A 16,508-nucleotide genomic window follows, 5' to 3' on the forward strand; every position below is an offset into this window, starting at 1 on the left:
GCGTACGCTCAGCCCCCACCGCCATGATAGCTTTTGTCCTATGACAATGCGAGCATGGCGGGGGCGCGAATCCGAGCTCGGCGAAGCCCTCTTCCCGGACCTCACGGAGCGGAGCGCCGCCGCGGCCGATCCGGCCGAATTGTGGATCACCACACAGACCCTGCGTCTGCGCGCAGGAGATTTCGGTGCCCGGCTCGCGAGCCACCCCGATCCTGAAAACCGGGCGGCGCTCGACGCGGGCTTCGCGGCCGCCGCTGCGCTCGCGGCGCGGTGCGGGATCCCCGTCCCCGACCCCGATGAGTTCTGGGCGGCGGGCGCACCGCCGCGCTTCCCTGCGCCTTCGGGCGCCACCCGGGACCTCGAACTGGGAACACGCTTCCTCCCCGTCCCAGCACCCCACGGGCTCGGGGCCCACGCGTGGCAGCGGGCGTTCGCCGACGGCTCGCTCGCCGATGATTTGGCCCTGAGTATGTCCTCGGAGGTTGTGCGTTGGTTCGCGGCGCTTGACGCACCCGCGTCGCGCCACACCCCGCGCCTTACCCGAGCAACGCCGCTCGGCCCCGTGCACTGGACCCTGCGCTGGGTCCCCGCAGCACCCGCGGCACCGCTGCTCGGTCACGCCCACAGCACTGCGATGTCAACGAACTATCCGACACTCCCCGAGATGCTGCTGCTCCAGATCGCGCGCGCCCGCTGTGGAGCCGCACCACTTGACAAACACTCCTTCACCTGGCTCGCAGGCGAGCTGCCCGATACGCGGTTCGCGGCGCGACACGGAAGCGACATCGCCAACTACACCGTGCGTATCGGCACCCGCGAGCGCACCGATCAGGGGCCGCACATCGGAACGCGCCTCGCACACTAGGACCGGGCATCCGCCCGCCCCCGCGGCACCCCGGCGAGCGCCTCGGCAAGCGCCCCGGGCAGCTCGGAGACCCCCGTGACCCTGCGCACGCCATCGCCGAGCGCAGCCATACCCGGCGCGGATCCGATCCCGATGCCCACGAGCTCAAGACCGCGCGCCCGCATCTCTCCAACGACCCGCTGCAGCTCGGCCGGATCATCGCAGTCCCCATCTCCAATGAGGATCACAAGCCGCCGCGGCAGGCGACGCCGTGACCGCGCGTGCTCAGCGGCTCTCCCCAGTGGGGCGCCCAGCTCGACCGCCGCGGCCCGAAGCGCCGCGGCGGTGTCCGTCCGCCCACTCGCACCCCGCACCGCGGTGTGCAGCACAGCCCGTGTGCCCTCATCAACGGAGCGGCGCAGCGGGGCGATCACCCGCGGCGCCTCGTCGAACACAATCACCCCGGCGCGCACCGATGCTCCCACCGTGATCGCGTGCTGCTGTTCGAGGCGCGCAATATCTCGCGCCACAGCACCGAGCGACTCCAGCATCACGAGCCCCGCGTCGGCACACGCCTCGGACACGGGGCCCCGCATCGAGGCAGACCGGTCGAGCACGAGCAGGGCATCGACGCTGCCCCAAGCGTCACCATCGCGGGCACGCAGCGCGCGAGTGCGAAAGGCCGCGGGCCGGGCAATGCCCGCACGCACCTCGGTCACTGTCGTCGCGAGGCGCTCCGGGAATATGGCACCCCCCTCGGTTGCGGGCAACCGTGAGAACACTCGTCGGTGCCGCAGGCCGTGCGCCAGCACCGCACGCCACACCTCTCGGACCCGGGCGATTTCGGGGCGCAGGCGCTCGGCTCGGGCACGATACTCGCTGAGGCTCGCGTCCTCCACGCCGCGCTCGCGGCCGAGGCCAGATCCGGCCGCCCCGGGCGCGATGTCCCCTGCTGTCGCGGTAATCCCTTCGGGCAACTCTCCGCCGCCGATCGCGTTGCGGGCCGGAAGTGGCAGCTCGATGAGGGTTGTCGGCGGCACCTCGGACTGGATCTCGGTGAGCGCGGCGGGATCGAATTGCGCGGTGGTGCGCTGCGCCCCCGCAGCCGGCGCCTCGTCGGGAGATGGCACCTCCGCGTTCGTCATGTTCCCGGCGTCGCCCGAATTCAGCTCACCGGCACCCAGCTCAGAGGCGCCGGCACCGGAACTGTCTCCGAGCCCGAGCTCGGCCCCGTCCGCGGGCGGTGCTTCCGGCCCGAGCGCTGCGCTGTCGCCACGATCGGAGAGCCCTCGCCCCAACTGCGCACGGAGCCGCTGCAGCGGCGGCACGAGCACGGCGAGTGCACGATCGAGATGCTCGACTGGAGAGCGATCAGGCTCGCCCCCCAGGACTCGGCGCACCACATCCGCAGGAACTTCAGACTCCCGAGTGGGGTGGCCGCCGAGAAGTCGCGTAAGTTCGGCAGTCACCGGATCGTCGACGCGCACAGACTCGGCACCGGCGCTCAGGCGCAGCAGCGCGCCGTTCCACTGCTGCTCGATCGGGCGGTCACGCAGATCCTCGGGCACACCGCGCAGCGTGGCGTCGCGGAGGCGACCCCGAAACCCCGGCATCGCCGCACACAGTTCGGCGCCGGCCTGCGCCCGTTCAATCACCGTGAGCAGGGGGTCAAGCTCCGGACAGCGCTCAGACAGCACGGCGCGTCGATGCGCGCGGCCGGGGGCCAGGCGCGGCGACCGGATCCCGGCCCAGAAATCGCGGAGGGCAAGCACCGCCGCATCCGCATCGGTGATGCCCCGCACGCGGAAGTACCCGAGCCCCACGGTGACGCGGGTGGCCGTCAGCTCCCAGGTCTCGGATTCCGTCACCACCACGTCGAGCCCCAGGAGCCGGCCCGCGCTCCGGAGCTGCGCTTCGAGGGAAGACTGCGGCCTCATCGGGTCCACCGCACGCCCTGCCCCTCAAGGATCAGGGCGAGGGTACGCCGGTCTTCGGGGTGCATCACCCCGTCCGCAAAGCGGGTGAGCGTCGTGTGCAGCGCGTCTGCCGTGCCCTCGAGTGCGACCCGCTGCAGGAGCGCCACGAGGGTGCGCGGCGCGATCACCGTCTCGGCAAGCCCCGGCTCCTGATCGGCGCGCTGCTCCGTCGTGAGATAGCGCTCAAACCCCTCCCCGTGGTGACCCGAAAACACCTGCTGGCTCACAAACGCGGCACGGGCAACGAGCTCAATGTGCTCTGCGGACAGGCCAGTCGGGAGCTCGCCGAGATCCGTCGCGATTGCCGCCGTGGCGAGCAGGGCGTTGTCTCGCGGGAACTCCGTGTAGCCCCGGTCCGCGTCCGGGTAGCGCACCCGGAACGTGTTCGCGCCGAAGCGGTTCACGAGTTCCGCGCTCAGCGGTTCGATCCCCCGGTACCGGTGCGGAGCGTGCTCATTGGCTGTGGCGATGATGGTGAAGCCCGGGGCAATCCGGACGCGCTCGCCCGAGCCCTCCTGCACCGCAAATTCGGCACCCGGTCTGAGCTGCAGGATCCGATTGAGACGCTTCAGAAACTCCGCGGGCATCGCGTTCACTTCGTCGAGGATCAGCGGCCGCCCCTCCCGCATGGCGCGCAGCAGCGGGCCGGGTTCAAACACCGTCAACGTGGCCCCACGCTCACCGCGCAACTCGTGCGTGCCAATGAGCTGGGCGGCGGAGATATCGCCATAGCCGGACACAAACTCAGGCGGACGGCCAGTGCGCGTCGCGAGCGCCTCCGCGAGCGCGGTCTTCGCCCCTCCCGTCTCCCCGATGAGAAGCAGTGGTGCCCCCGAATAGAGGGCGGGGAGGGCGCCGCGAATCACCCGGCGCATCTGATCGCTGAGGAGCAGCCCGCTGCGCAGCTGCCGCTGCGCTTCCCGCACACGAAGCGCAGCGAGCGCGCTGGCCACCCCAGCGGGCAGCCGTCGCGACGTGCCGTCATGGGTGTCACCCGCCTCGGCGCCGAGCACCGCACGCTGTTCCGCGGGCGTCAGCGTGCGTCCGGCCGCGGCAGCGTGCGCGACGAGGGCCGCGGCGGCATCCCGCGCTTCCTCGGCGTGCATTTCGCGCCGGTGCTCAGCAACCGCCGCGCGCAGGATCCGCGCACGCTCAGTGAGCGCTCGGGGAAGCGCCCCCGCCACGAGCGCGGGATCGGCGGCGAGCGCGGTCAATCGTGCGCGAAGCTCGCGGGTGGCGGAAATCCCCAACCTGATCGCGTGAGTGAATCCCGCGCGCTCAGTGTCGCCGCCCCCGGGGTGCGCGAGCAGCCGCGCGAGCTCTTCGGGGACGCCGCCGGCCGCGGCCCAGTCGACACGAAGCGCGCGCTGCGTCTGCCGCAACTGCGTCGCGACCGTGCGGAGTTCCGTGAGGAGCGCCTCGGTGCTGAGCTGGACGTGCAGCATCATGCCCCCGCCGCCATGACCGCGCTGACCCCCGCGACGATACGGTCGAGGTCACCCGCCGTGAGCGAGGGATGCACGGGGAGCGAAAGCACCTCGGCGGCGGCGCGATCGGACTCTGGAAGCTCGTGCGCGGGCGCGAATTGCCCCAGCGATGGCAGTCGGTGGTTGGGGATCGGATAGTACACGCCTGTCGCCACCCCGTGTTCGTCGCGGAGCGCCGCCCGTATGTTGTCACGTTCCGCGGCCGGAACGCGGACCGTGTACTGGTGATACACGTGCGTGGCCTCCGGGGCGATGCGCGGCACTGTCAGTCCCGGCAGCGTGGCCAGTTCCCTGTCAAAAAACGCGGCGTGGCTTCGCCGGGTGTGTGTCCAGTCGTCAACCTTGCGCAGTTGCACGCGTCCCACGGCGGCGTGCACATCACTCATCCGGGCGTTGAAGCCGATGACCTCATTGGCATACTGGGTCTCCATCCCCTGGTTACGGAGCAGCCGAAGCCGCCGCGCGGTCTCCTGCGTGCGGCACGACACCATGCCGCCCTCGATCGCGGTCATGTTTTTCGTCGGGTAGAGGCTGAACATCGCGAACTCGCCGAAGCTTCCCACGGGCTGCCCGTTCCAGCGCGCACCGTGCGCCTGCGCGGCGTCCTCAAAGAGGGCGATGCCGTGTTCCGTGGCGATGGCGTGCATCGCGTCGACCTGGAACGGGTGGCCGTACAGGTGCACCGGCATCACCCCCGCGGTGCGCTCGGTAATCGCCGCGCGCACCGCGGCCGGGTCGAGCGTGAAGTGTGTGGGCTCGATGTCCGCGAACACCGGTGTAGCCCCGGTCAATGCGACTGAGTTCGCGACGGCGGCGAAGGTGAAAGAGGGAACGATCACCTCGTCGCCGGGGCCAATCCCGCTTGCGAGGAGGCCGAGGTGTTGCCCGCTCGTGCCGGAGTTCAGTGCGACTGTCGGCCGCCCCGCAACGAAGTGTTCCGAAAACTCACGCTCGAATGCAGCGACCTCCGGCCCCTGCGCGAGCATGCCCGAGAGCAGCACGTTGTGCACCGCGAGTCGTTCTTCGTGACCGATCAGGGGCTTGGCCGCGGGGATCAGTGTGGGTGCGGGAGCCGCTGCGGGATCCGCTATGGGGGTCGTAGTTGGGGGTGTCATTGTGGTGCCTCCGCGTGTGTTCGAGTCGATCGCAAACTTTGTCACAGCCATGATAGCGTTTGTCCTATGTCAAAGACTGGTCAGCTTGATCGCGTGTTCGGACAGAGCTCCGCAGCGCCGCCCCAGACGCCGCCGGGGAGGATCGCGCTGCGCGTTGCCGAGGCGTCCGCGCTGGAACTCGATCCACGTCCCGCTCAGATCCTGAACTTCGGATCGCAGCTCCTTCACGGCACGGTGGGCCTCCCCGCGAGCCGCCGCGTGACCGAGGCCGCTGGCGTGCGCACGATCGACATTCCCACGGTTCTGCTCAGCGTGATCCCGCATTTTGACGCGGTGCACCACCTCGACGTCCCGGCCGAGTGGATCGCACGAGCCCTGCGGGATCTCGACGGAGCCGGCGCGCTCAGGGAACTCCGGCTTGTCACCTCGGGCTACCTCGCGTCCCCCGCACAGACCGCGGCAGTTGCGGCCGCCGTTCGCTCCGCCGATTCGGAGATCCCGTTGCTGCTCGACCCCACGCTCGGGGACACCGAGCTTGGGTTCTACACCGATCCCGCACTCGTTGGAGCGCTCCGCAGTGAACTCGTCCCGCTCGCCACAGGGCTCACCCCCAACCTGTTCGAACTGGCGCATCTCAGCGGCGCCCCGCTCGACTCGCTCACCTCACCCACCCCCATCGCCCGGGCCGCACGTTCGCTCATCACCGCCCGCACCCAGTGGGTTGTCGTGACAGGTGTGCGCTCCCCCGTCACGACAAGCGTCGGAGAGGTGATCGTCACCGCAACCGAGCACTGTGCGCACTGGCACGCACCACTCCGGACCAGCGCGAAGGGGCTCGGCGACACCTTCACCGCCGCCCTCGCGGTCGAACTCAGCGCAATGATGCCCGCGGTGTTTCCAGACCTTTCCCACCTCGCCGCCGCCGTGGATGTCGCTGCTGAGACTGTCCGGCGTGCCACCGCCCACCCCTACCCGCTCAGCTAGGAGACCCGCATGACAATCACAATTCCGCGTCACCTCCTCCCCGCGGACGGCCGCTTCGGCAGCGGGCCCTCGCGGCTACGCCCGTCACAATTGCACTATCTGCGCCAGGCGGACCCCGGAATCCTCGGCACGTCTCATCGCCAAGCCCCGGTTCGTTCCCTCGTCGCGCGGATTCAAGAGCAACTTCTGACCCTCTTCCGAGCCCCGGCGGGCTACGAAGTTGTGCTCGGCAATGGCGGGGCCACGGCGTTCTGGGACATCATCACGTATGGTCTGATCGAGCACCGCGCCCAGTGCCTCGACTTTGGCGTGTTCGGCGGCCGCCTCGCCCGTGCCGCTGCGGCCCCCTGGCTCACCGCCCCCGATGTCCGCACTGCGCGACACGGTGAGCTCATTGCCCCCGAGCGCGTCTCCGGCATCGATCTCTATGCCTGGCCCGAGAACGAGACCTCGACGGGTGTCGCGGCCCCCGTCCACCGCGTCGCCCCCTCGATCGATGCGCTCACCGTGATCGATGCGACGAGTTCTGCCGGCGGCATGGAGTTCGATGCCGAACAGGTTGACGTCTATTACTTTGCCCCACAAAAGAGCCTCGGCTCGGACGGCGGACTCTGGCTGGCTCTGCTCTCTCCGGCTGCGATCGAGCGCGCGGAGCGTATTGCCGCGAGCGGCCGCTACATCCCCGAGTTCCTGAGCCTTGGCGCCGCCATCACGAACTCACGCAAACACCAGACAACAAACACCCCAGCCCTCGCTACGCTCCTCCTCCTCGAGGCGCAACTCGAGTGGCTGCTCGGACAGGGCGGACTCTCGTGGGCGGCGGAGCGCACCCGCAGGAGCTCACAGCTCATCTACGACTGGGCGGAAGCCAGCCCCATCGCCGCACCGTTTGTGGCCCGACCGGCGCACCGCTCGCCCGTCACCGCGACAATTGAAATCTCCCCGCGCGTGAGCGTGCGCGACCTCTCACGCACGCTGCGCGCCAACGGCATCGTCGATATCGATGCGTACAGCGGAATCGGGACCAATCAGCTCCGCGTGGCCACCTACGTGTCGGTCGAGCCCGACGAGGTCGCCCGCCTCCTGACCTGCATCGATGAAGTATTCCCGAGGCTTGTTGAATATGCGTGCTAAGCAGACGCCCAGCGCGCCACCACGGGGGCGAATCGTGTCGTGGCTCACCTCAACCGACCACAAGGTGATCGGGTACTTCTACCTCGTGAGCTCGTTTGTGTGGTTCCTCGTGGGCGGCGTCCTCGCCCTCATCATCAGGCTGCAACTCTTCGCGCCCGGACTCGAAGTTGTGGCGACCAAGGAGCAGTACAACCAGCTCTTTACGATGCACGGCACTATCATGCTGCTGTTGTTCGCGACCCCGCTCTTCACGGGCTTCGCGAACGTCATGTTGCCACTCCAAATTGGTGCTCCCGACGTCGCCTTCCCGCGCTTAAACGCCTTCTCGTTTTGGGTGTATACCTTCGGATCACTCATCACAGTCGGCGGCTTCGTTACCCCGCAGGGCTCGGCGTCGTTCGGCTGGTTCGCCTACGCGCCACTCTCCTCAGAGGTGTACTCGCCCGGGGTCGGCGGCAACCTGTGGGTGCTCGGACTCGCGCTCAGCGGCTTCGCGACGATCTTGGGTTCGGTGAACTTCATCACCACGCTCATCTGCATGCGCGCCCCGGGAATGACAATGTGGCGGATGCCAGTGTTCTCCTGGAACATCATGGTGACCTCGATCCTCGTCCTTGTTGCGTTCCCGGTGCTCGCCGCGGCGCTGCTCGGTCTGGCGGCCGACCGGATCCTCGGAGCTCAGGTGTTCTCCGGGGAGGGCGGTGCGATCCTGTGGCAGCACCTCTTCTGGTTCTTCGGACACCCCGAGGTGTACATCATCGCCTTGCCATTTTTCGGGATCGTCTCGGAAATCTTCCCGGTCTTCAGCCGGAAACCGATCTTTGGGTACAAGACCCTGATCTACGCGACAATTGCGATCGCCGCCCTGTCACTTACGGTGTGGGCGCACCACATGTACGTCACCGGTTCCGTGCTGCTGCCGTTCTTCTCGCTGATGAGCATGCTGATCGCCGTCCCCACCGGGGTGAAAATCTACAACTGGATCGGCACCATGTGGCGCGGGTCCATCACGTTCGAAACGCCCATGCTCTGGTCGCTCGGCTTCCTCGTGACCTTCGTCTTTGGCGGCCTCACCGGCGTGATCCTGGCGTCCCCACCCCTGGACTTCCACATCACCGATACCTACTTTGTCGTCGCTCACTTCCACTACGTCGTGTTCGGCACCGTGGTCTTCGCAATGTTTGCCGGCTTCTACTTCTGGTGGCCAAAGTGGACGGGGAAGCGTTTGAACGAGCGGCTCGGCAAGATCCATTTCTGGGTGCTGTTCATCGGCTTCCATATGACGTTCCTGATCCAGCACTGGCTCGGCGTGAAGGCGATGCCGCGGCGCTACTACAGCTACCTCCCGTCAGACGACGTCACCTGGATGAACCAGCTCTCCACAGTGGGCTCAATGATCCTGGCTGCGTCAATGCTGCCGTTCTTCCTGAACGTCTACATCACTGCCCGGCGCGCGCCTCGCGTCACGCACAACGACCCCTGGGGCTTCGGCCGCTCCCTCGAGTGGGCCACAACGTGCCCGCCCCCGCGTCACAACTTCGTGTCGATCCCGCGCATCCGCTCCGAATCCCCCGCCTTCGATCTGAACCACCCGGAAGTGACAGCCGGGCCGCCGCCCGCGCCGGTACTCGATCCGGCACCCGCGCCGGAATCCGATCCGACATCCGAAAAAAGGAGATGGAGCTGAGACACCAGGGGGGGTAGGCGTCCCAGCTCCATCACGGGGCCACAGCAGCGCGCGGATCGTCTGAGGCGATGACGCGATTGTCGCTCCTGTGCACTTGAGTGCAGATCAGCGGTGGTGCTGGGGAGCACCGGGGGGGGATTACTGACCTGTCTCAATTCTTCGGGCCGCTGGGGTGCGGCCTCAGAACCGATTCAAGCCGAGATCCCGGCCACGAGCCCCTCCCGAGGCACGATTCGGTACCCGCAACCGAGCGAGTGCAGTAGTGCGCGGGCACCGCAGCTCCCTCCAGTGCCGATGTTCAGTAGCAGAGGACGCCGCTGTGCGCGGTCTGACTACCCGAGGCGGGGCGAGCGCGCCCCGGACAACTCCTCAACGAAGCCCAGATCCTGCCGTCGCTCCACCTGCGCTTTTTTCATGATCCGATGCATGTGGCTCTCGACAGTGCGTACGGAAAGCACAAGTTCATCAGCGATTCCCTGATTGGACTTCCCGGCGATGGCGAGCCCGGCGATCTGGATCTCGCGCGCGCTGAACTGCACGCCCCCCGAGCGCAGTCGGCGCTCACCGTACTCCCCCGGGGCCAGCGATTCGCGCAGTTCCCTGAGCCGTGATTCGCCGCGATCCGTCGCCGCTGAGTCCTCCCGCAACTTTGCCAGCCGGATGCACTCCCGGTACGCCCCCAGCGCGTCCCCGAACTGTCCCAGCTCCGTGAACACCGCAGCCATCTGCTCCATGTCACCCAGGTCTTCTCTGAGCACCGCGGTGACATAGCGCACCCGATCAGTGACGTACGGTGAGTGCACGGCCGCGAGTCGCGGTCGCAGCCGCTCCAGCCGCTCCTCCGAGAGATCAAACTCAAGTGCGGTCAGATACACAAGTGCCGCATTCAGGTGTGCCCCGCGCTCCCAGAGTTCCGTGCCGCCCTGCTCTGCATGATCCGCCCCGGCACCCGGGCTCTGCTCGGCGGCGATGACGCGCGCCGTCGCCCAGCTTCGGGAGCCGCCGGGCAGCAGGCTGTCCGGCACCGCTGAGTGCTCGTACACCGCTTGCAACGCACGAGCCGCGTCCAGGTTTCCCTGCCCCACCGCGAGGACAGTCCCCATCACGAGGAAGGACAGGTGCACAAACGGCGGCTGCCGGATCGGCTCCCCCAGCGAAAACGCCAGCTGGATCGATTCCTCGGCCCGGCGTACCCGTCCGTCGTGCAGATCGAGCAGCGCGAGAAGATAGCAGTACCCGCGGATCGCGACATTATCGAAGGAGTCCTTCGCTTCGGCGAGCCCCTGCTCCGCGCTGCGCCTGGCCCGCTCGCAGTACCCCGCGAAGTAGTCCGTGACGATCAGGAAGCCCATCCGATCAATCTCCCCGGTGAACGGCTCCAGCTTGTTCGCGTCGTCGTAGTGCGCCTTCGCTTCAACAACGCGCCCCCCGCGCAGCAGTTCGCTGCCGATGGCCATGTGCGTCGCGGCGCGCACCTGCGCGTCGAGTGCTGGGTCCTCCGGATCCGGCAACAGCGACGAGTCAGCCGCTGGGAAGACCGCCCGCTCGATCTCGAAAATCCGGACACCGAACAGTGCACCGAGCCGCGGGAAACGACCGGCTGCCGCGCGCAGACTGTCAATGGCCCGCTGGAACTCACCCGTGATGAACAGCCAGTGATCCGCCCGCAGGAACTCCCACCGTACGAGCATCTGCTCGGACTCGTGCTCGGAGAGCAACGCCACATCAGCGAACAGCGCTTCAAGTTCCTCAGCCGTCGCTCCGGAGGCCACCGAAACCTCAATGAGATTCGCCAGAGTTTCGCGCGACGGGGACCGGCTCCACTCGGTCTGGGCGACAAGCAGCCGGTTCCGGAGGTGCTCATGCACCAGACGCACAAACGGCGCATCCGGGCTCTGCGACATTGCCGGAAGCCGGAACTGCACGCTTGCCTCAGTGCCCGAGCGCAGGTGCGCCTCGAGCTTCGCGCTCAGGCGGTGTCGCCGCGCAGCCGCCGGGCGGTGCCTGAAGAAATCGACGAGCAGTGGCGGCTGCACGGTCACCAGCAGGCGCCCGGCCGAGGGAAAAAACCCGATCAGGGAGAGCTCCTCGAGTTGCGTCGGAACCTCCGGACCCGTGAACTCCATCAGGGTGTCGATGTCAACAACTCCGAGTAGCGACAGGATCTCCAGGGCATCCCACTGCTCGTCGCTCAATTCAGCGAGGAGCGCATCGATATACGGAATCAGGGCGTTACTCCAAAACGAGTCGGAGGTAGCCCAACGACCATGTTCAAGCTGCAGCCGATCCTCGTAGATGGCGGCGCGCACCATGGTGATCGCGAGGCCCACGTTCCCGCCCGAACTCGCAAACACGTGACTCATCGCGCTCGAGTGCAGTGGGGTGCCGGTCGCCTGCGTGAGCGCCTCGCTGAGGTCGTCGAAGCCCAGCGGTCCGAGATGTACCCCGAAGCCCGGCGCGATACTCATCCCCTCAAGTTGGTTCCCGATTCGGTTGCGCGACGAGCCCGGGAGTCGACTCAGAACGGTTGGAGTGTGCAGCACACTACAGACGGCAGACAGCGCCCCCCAGCTCGCGTCGTCGATAAACTCGGCGTCCTCAAGCACAAGCAGAGAACGCGGCGAGGCAAGCAACTCCTCCAGCTCGCTCACCACAACCCGCGGGGACCCCGGGCGACCCTGCGCGACAGAGCTCAGGCCGGCGAGGGCGAGGCTCGCGAACGGGGTGTTCCGGTATGCGTACAACCCCCGAACCTCAATGACGTGCCACGTGAGGTTCCGAAAATGGGTCACGACCTGCGTGATGAAGTGCGTTTTCCCCGACCCGTGCACGCCGATCACTTCGACGGACCCGCCCGCAGCCACTACGCTCGCAGTCCGGCTCAGTGCCCTCGCTCGATTCTCCATGCTGCACTGCCGTTCTCGTGTGGGAGGAAACCTGTGCCACGACAGTACTCCTGATCAGGCAGGTTTCGCGCGTGTGGGCGGGAGTTTTGCGCGGATGGCCGCTCGACAGCGTGTGCGGGCGTTCCCCCACGCTGCTGCCACGCACTGCTGAGTCCCGCGCGCGGACTACTGCTTTTTGTCGTGCCCGTCCGTGATGGCTGCGGTATCTGCCATACCGAGCACTGCAAGGGCCCCCTCCAGCAGTAACGCCGGGTCCGCACACTGCACACTTTTCACAGGCTCCGCGGAGCCGCCCTGACCTGACAGACACCCCTCAACACCAGGCCCCTCACCCACTGAAAGGCTGCACATTGCGTCGTCATCCCTCGCGAGACCTCCCCCGCCTCAGCCACAGTGTGCGGCGAGGCACAAGTGTGAACGTCATCGGAGACCCCGGAAGCGGGCGCTCCACACTGCTCCGCGGGCTGGATGACTCGCTCGTTGGCCGTGACTGGACAGTGGTCCGGATCCTGGGCCACGCAACGTTCCGAAACACCCCACTGGCCGCCCTCGCCCTCGCGGGCGTTGGCCCGGGAAAAGACACCCGGCAGCAAGCATTCATCGCCTCCCTCACCACCGCCATCGACGAGCTCGTGACCAAGCTTGTGCCCGATCGCTCCGCGATTCTTGTTGACGACTGGGACGACCTCGATGATGCGAGCTGGGGCGTGATCTCCGCGGTCCGGGCCCGAACCGGCGTCCCCGTCATCACCGCGCGGCACCCACCGCGCCCCGGAAGCGAGCTCACCACGCGCTCCGCCCAGACAAGTTACGGCACCGCACACGAGCTTCGGATCCAGCCGCTCTCGTTCTCCGAGCTCGCGCAGATCCTGCAGTCGCGCCTGGACGCACCCCTCAGCCAGAACACACTGAGCAGGATCTACGCGAAAAGCGGGGGCAACCCCGGACTCGCCCTCGCGCTCGTCGACGCCGCGGTCTCGGGCGGGAAACTCGTGTTGCAAGATGGTCTGTGGTGCGGTGCGCAGGATCTCTGGACCAATACGCTGGGTGCCGCAGCCCGCGTGCTCCTCGATCGGCTCACCCCTCGCCAGCGCGACCTGCTCGAGGTGCTCGCAACGGTGGGCACAGTGAACCTCGACACGGTGGCCCAGCACTCCGATCTGGAGGACATTGAGCAGCTCGAAACCGAGGGGTTCATCGCCCTATTCCCCTCCGACAGCGCGACGTTTGTGACCGTCGAGCCGCCCCTGCTCGTCGAGTACTTCCGCCACGAAACCGCGTACGCGCGTCGATACCGCTTGGCGACCGCGGTCGCATCGGGGCTCGGCACCGCCGACGGAATGATGGAGGCCGTCCGCGCGGCACCGCGCGGGGAAACCCGAGATGCCCGCCTTGTCAGGTTGGTACATGAGCGGGCCCGCGAAGAGCAGCTTGCCGCGCAGCAGGCCTGGCGCGTTCGGCCGTCAATTGCCACCGCAACGCGGGCGATGCGCGCCGGGATGCTTGCCACGGCGGCGGCTCCCGCGGATCTCGAGAGCATCGTGGCCGAGGCTGAACACCTGCCACGCACCGAGCTCGAAGAACTCGAGTGGGTCCTTGCCCGGACCGATGCGCTCATCGCATTCGACATGGACACCGAGCGTGCCATTGAGCTGCTCCGGGAGGCAGCCCCCCGCTGCGGCGCCTACACCGATGTGCTCGTGGCGCGAGAAGCCTACATTGCCCTCGTCTATGCGGACTCCCTGGAACCCGCACGCGCACTCCAAGATGCACCGGCAGATGCACCGCCGCGATCCCGCGCAGCAGTCTGGGTGGGGCAGGCCATCCTCGCGCTCATCGAAGGCAGACTTTCCGAGTGCCGAGAGCTCTGGGACCGGATCGCCGCCCTGCCCGCACACGTTCTCGCCCCGGACCCCTCGATCCGGGCGGCTACCCTCGTCTTCCAGGGCGCTGCGGACTACCTCGATGGCGATCCCGCTGCGGCCATTGAGACCGCGCTCGCCGAATTCTCCCGCGCACTGAGCAGCCGGGACGTCACGACGATCCTGGCACAGGGATCGCTCTGCGCTACGCTGCTCCTGCTGGAGAGCCGACATGAGGAGGCCGCCGAGGTGCTGGAGTGCACCACGATGCTCGGTATGCCCGCGATCACACCGGCGTTTGTGCCGCTGACGCTCGCCATTTCCGGGTCGGTGCTCGCCTCCCGACGCGGGAATCGTGGCCTCGCAGAGCAGCATCTCGCGGAGTTCGACCGCATCACCAACGGCGCAGTGCACCTCCCGGGAGCCAGCCGCAGCTGGGCGAGTATGCAGGCGCTCACGAGCGTCGGAAAACGCCGAGAGGCCGCCGACCTCTCCCTGGCCGCGGGCGACGAACACTGGAGCCGGGGCCGGGCCCTCGCCGCGGCCTACGCCTACCTCGCGGCGCTCGACGTCGACCCGAGCGTCGAGCGCCTGGCGCACGCCGAGGCGCGCCTCGCGGCTGTCGACAGCAACACAATTCGAGTGCTGACGCAGAACGCCCGAGCCTGGGCACTGCGGGACCGCACTGAACTGGTGCGGCTGGCCGAGCAGTACGCGCAGCAGGGGCAAACGTCGCTCGCGATCTCCGCGTACCGCCGCGCCGCGGTGATCGCCCGGACGGACGGACAACCCGGCGAGGTGCGCGACATCGATGCCCGTCTGGCCCTTGTGCTCGCCCACGTTCCGGCGGGCCGCTACGACCCGCGGCGCGGCAGCCACACGATCGTGGAGCTCAGTAACCGCGAGCTCCGGATCGCGCAGCTCGCACGCACAGGCCTCACAAACCAGCAGATCGCAGACGAGCTGATCCTGTCGGTGCGGACTGTCGAGAGCCACCTCTACCGGATCATGCGCAAGCTCGGCATCGACCGGCGGGCGGAGCTTGCCGACCACATCGCGAGCGATCACCCCGACGCGCTGTAGCGCGATTGGGTGATGAACACACCCACCACGCGCAGAAAACGAAACAGCCCCGGTCAGAATTGATTCTGACCGGGGCTTCTCGTCGGGATGACAGGATTTGAACCTGCGACCCCGTCGTCAAAAGCCCTGATCAAGATTGCTTTCGAGGCGATACGGATGACTACGGTTCCCTGGCGTTGGTTAGGGATGCGGCGTTGCGCCCGTTCCGAGTGTAGCCGGCCAGTTCGGGGTCGTCACGGTTGATTTACCTGGGTTTTGCGTGCCCCCCCCGGCCCGACCTGTTCGCCAGAAAGGTCGGCACTTCCGAGCTGTCTCGGAGCTAGCCAGTCAGCAAGGATGAGGGTGATCATTCAGAGTCACCGTAAGAACTTGATTCAGCTCCCCGAGGCGCAAGATAGACGGCCCTGCCGAATCGGCGTCATCGTACTGCAGGAACCAACGGTGCCGTCGATTTGACGGATCCGTTCCCGCAAAGGCTCGGTGGGGTCGATTCAACTCCACCGAACCCCCTCCGCAGCCAAGCCGGGGGCGACCCCGCAGATCGACCGTGGGACGAGAGCTACCGGAGGCCGTCACGCCCGCCTTACACGCAGCGTTCCGCTGCACCTTCCCACACGGCGACTTCATCCCGCGGACTAAAGTCAGTGGCCTCTCGTACCATTCAGACCAGGACGCCATTTCCGGAGGCGAGGCATGGCATGACGGATCGAATCTGGCTCTATGTCCCCTACACCCAAAAGGACACCGCAAAGGCGGCTGAGGCATGGTGGGATCCCGAGGCCAAGAGTTGGTACGCATCGCGCCCCGGAATGCGGGCGTTGGATCGCCGGCTGCGTGCACCCAACGCCGAACTCCTCGACTTCTCAACTACCCCAACACCGCTATACAGGGAACCCTCGGCAAACTCAGGCGTGACTCTCGATGCGTCCGATGACCTTGCCACGATACTCCAAGGCGCAACTGCGGATGAACCTCGCCGTGGGCGATACGCGCTCCCTATGGGTGGTTCTGCCACATGCGCGACTCCGACACCCACAGCGAAGAAGCGCAGATCGCCACGGTACGGCGGCGCCCCTTACACAAGCCACTCATCATCACACAGCCGAATGAATGGCGGCACGTACTCCAACACCGCAATGACGTGGATTGGCGATTGAACGCGCATATCACCAACCTGATGAGCCGAGCGATCCCGCCAAATACTGCGGTCAGATGGAACCCGCAAATGCGTTTCTTTGAATCCGTCACAGGAAAGTTCGTCGATTGGAAGGAACTCCGCGCCCGACAAAGCTAAGAGCACCTACCCCCCAGTGACAAATGGCGAGCAGGCGCCTTGCCCGCATCGACCAGGAAGCCTAGCGGACGGGCCCAGAACGCTGTCGTTGACCGGAACGAGGTTGATTTGCGCGCCCGCGGCCCCCGAGCGCATC

10 protein-coding genes and 1 pseudogene are annotated in these 16,508 nt (G+C 67.2%); 7 read left to right on the forward strand and 4 right to left on the reverse strand.

From position 1 onward, the window contains the following. Positions 1 to 40: 40 nt before the first annotated feature. The gene (locus FM113_RS00545) at positions 41 to 865 is read left to right on the forward strand and encodes a hypothetical protein (protein WP_087010396.1); all 825 of its coding nucleotides are present in this window, start codon (positions 41 to 43) and stop codon (positions 863 to 865) included. Here the strand turns inward: FM113_RS00545 and FM113_RS00550 are convergent. Genes FM113_RS00550 through FM113_RS00560 form a run of 3 tightly spaced genes read right to left on the reverse strand, consistent with a single transcriptional unit; the run spans position 862 to position 5,422 of the window. Beyond that, positions 862 to 2,781 carry a vWA domain-containing protein gene (locus FM113_RS00550; RefSeq protein ID WP_140393254.1) on the reverse strand — a complete coding sequence of 640 codons (1,920 nt, stop codon included), beginning with the start codon at positions 2,779 to 2,781 and terminating at the stop codon, positions 862 to 864. The genes FM113_RS00545 and FM113_RS00550 overlap by 4 nt on opposite strands. Continuing rightward, positions 2,778 to 4,268 (reverse strand): AAA family ATPase, encoded by a 1,491-nt coding sequence (locus FM113_RS00555; RefSeq protein WP_254908793.1) that lies wholly within the window; start codon positions 4,266 to 4,268, stop codon positions 2,778 to 2,780. The genes FM113_RS00550 and FM113_RS00555 overlap by 4 nt, the downstream gene beginning before the upstream one ends. Next, entirely contained in the window at positions 4,265 to 5,422 is a 1,158-nt protein-coding gene (locus tag FM113_RS00560) for a DegT/DnrJ/EryC1/StrS aminotransferase family protein (protein WP_087010528.1), read from the reverse strand. The genes FM113_RS00555 and FM113_RS00560 overlap by 4 nt, the downstream gene beginning before the upstream one ends. Positions 5,423 to 5,488: 66 nt before the next feature. On the opposite strand from FM113_RS00560, the gene FM113_RS00565 reads away from it, so the two are divergent. The 3 genes from FM113_RS00565 to ctaD are packed head-to-tail and all read left to right on the forward strand — an operon-like array spanning position 5,489 to position 9,227. Beyond that, the gene (locus FM113_RS00565; RefSeq protein WP_087010400.1) at positions 5,489 to 6,406 is read left to right on the forward strand and encodes a PfkB family carbohydrate kinase; all 918 of its coding nucleotides are present in this window, start codon (positions 5,489 to 5,491) and stop codon (positions 6,404 to 6,406) included. 9 nt (positions 6,407 to 6,415) lie between these two features. Then, on the forward strand, positions 6,416 to 7,540 hold the full coding sequence (serC, locus tag FM113_RS00570; protein ID WP_087010402.1) for a phosphoserine transaminase: 1,125 nt from the start codon (positions 6,416 to 6,418) through the stop codon (positions 7,538 to 7,540). Beyond that, positions 7,530 to 9,227 (forward strand): cytochrome c oxidase subunit I, encoded by a 1,698-nt coding sequence (gene ctaD, locus FM113_RS00575; protein WP_254908794.1) that lies wholly within the window; start codon positions 7,530 to 7,532, stop codon positions 9,225 to 9,227. Before serC ends, ctaD begins: the two co-directional genes overlap by 11 nt. Before the next feature lie 332 nt (positions 9,228 to 9,559). Here the strand turns inward: ctaD and FM113_RS00580 are convergent, their stop codons facing one another. Continuing rightward, entirely contained in the window at positions 9,560 to 12,133 is a 2,574-nt protein-coding gene (locus FM113_RS00580; RefSeq protein ID WP_087010406.1) for a LuxR family transcriptional regulator, read from the reverse strand. 413 nt (positions 12,134 to 12,546) lie between these two features. Between FM113_RS00580 and FM113_RS00585 the strand changes: the two genes are divergently transcribed. The 3 genes and pseudogenes from FM113_RS00585 (at position 12,547) to FM113_RS18040 (ending at position 16,372) form a co-directional block, all read left to right on the forward strand. Beyond that, entirely contained in the window at positions 12,547 to 15,078 is a 2,532-nt protein-coding gene (locus FM113_RS00585) for a LuxR family transcriptional regulator (protein WP_087010408.1), read from the forward strand. Between the two features lie 698 nt (positions 15,079 to 15,776). Continuing rightward, positions 15,777 to 15,869 (forward strand): annotated as a pseudogene (locus tag FM113_RS18580) (DUF5710 domain-containing protein); the annotation flags it as partial. A gap of 224 nt (positions 15,870 to 16,093) precedes the next feature. After that, a complete protein-coding gene (locus FM113_RS18040; protein WP_176387022.1) occupies positions 16,094 to 16,372 on the forward strand; it encodes a hypothetical protein in 279 nt (92 codons plus the stop codon). Positions 16,373 to 16,508 lie beyond the last annotated feature (136 nt).

This window comes from Leucobacter sp. 7(1), assembly GCF_900163635.1.
In the GTDB taxonomy this organism is placed as follows: Bacteria; Actinomycetota; Actinomycetes; order Actinomycetales; family Microbacteriaceae; genus Leucobacter.

Excerpts from the sequence above, each read along its gene's own strand:
- FM113_RS00580 (WP_087010406.1), bottom strand. The coding sequence starts at position 12,133 with ATGGAGAATCGAGCGAGGGCACTGAGCCGGACTGCGAGCGTAGTGGCT.
- FM113_RS00555 (WP_254908793.1), bottom strand. The coding sequence starts at position 4,268 with ATGATGCTGCACGTCCAGCTCAGCACCGAGGCGCTCCTCACGGAACTC.
- FM113_RS00565 (WP_087010400.1), top strand. The coding sequence starts at position 5,489 with ATGTCAAAGACTGGTCAGCTTGATCGCGTGTTCGGACAGAGCTCCGCA.
- FM113_RS18040 (WP_176387022.1), top strand. The coding sequence starts at position 16,094 with ATGCGCGACTCCGACACCCACAGCGAAGAAGCGCAGATCGCCACGGTA.
- FM113_RS00560 (WP_087010528.1), bottom strand. The coding sequence starts at position 5,422 with ATGACACCCCCAACTACGACCCCCATAGCGGATCCCGCAGCGGCTCCC.
- serC (WP_087010402.1), top strand. The coding sequence starts at position 6,416 with ATGACAATCACAATTCCGCGTCACCTCCTCCCCGCGGACGGCCGCTTC.
- FM113_RS00550 (WP_140393254.1), bottom strand. The coding sequence starts at position 2,781 with ATGAGGCCGCAGTCTTCCCTCGAAGCGCAGCTCCGGAGCGCGGGCCGG.
- FM113_RS00545 (WP_087010396.1), top strand. The coding sequence starts at position 41 with ATGACAATGCGAGCATGGCGGGGGCGCGAATCCGAGCTCGGCGAAGCC.
- ctaD (WP_254908794.1), top strand. The coding sequence starts at position 7,530 with ATGCGTGCTAAGCAGACGCCCAGCGCGCCACCACGGGGGCGAATCGTG.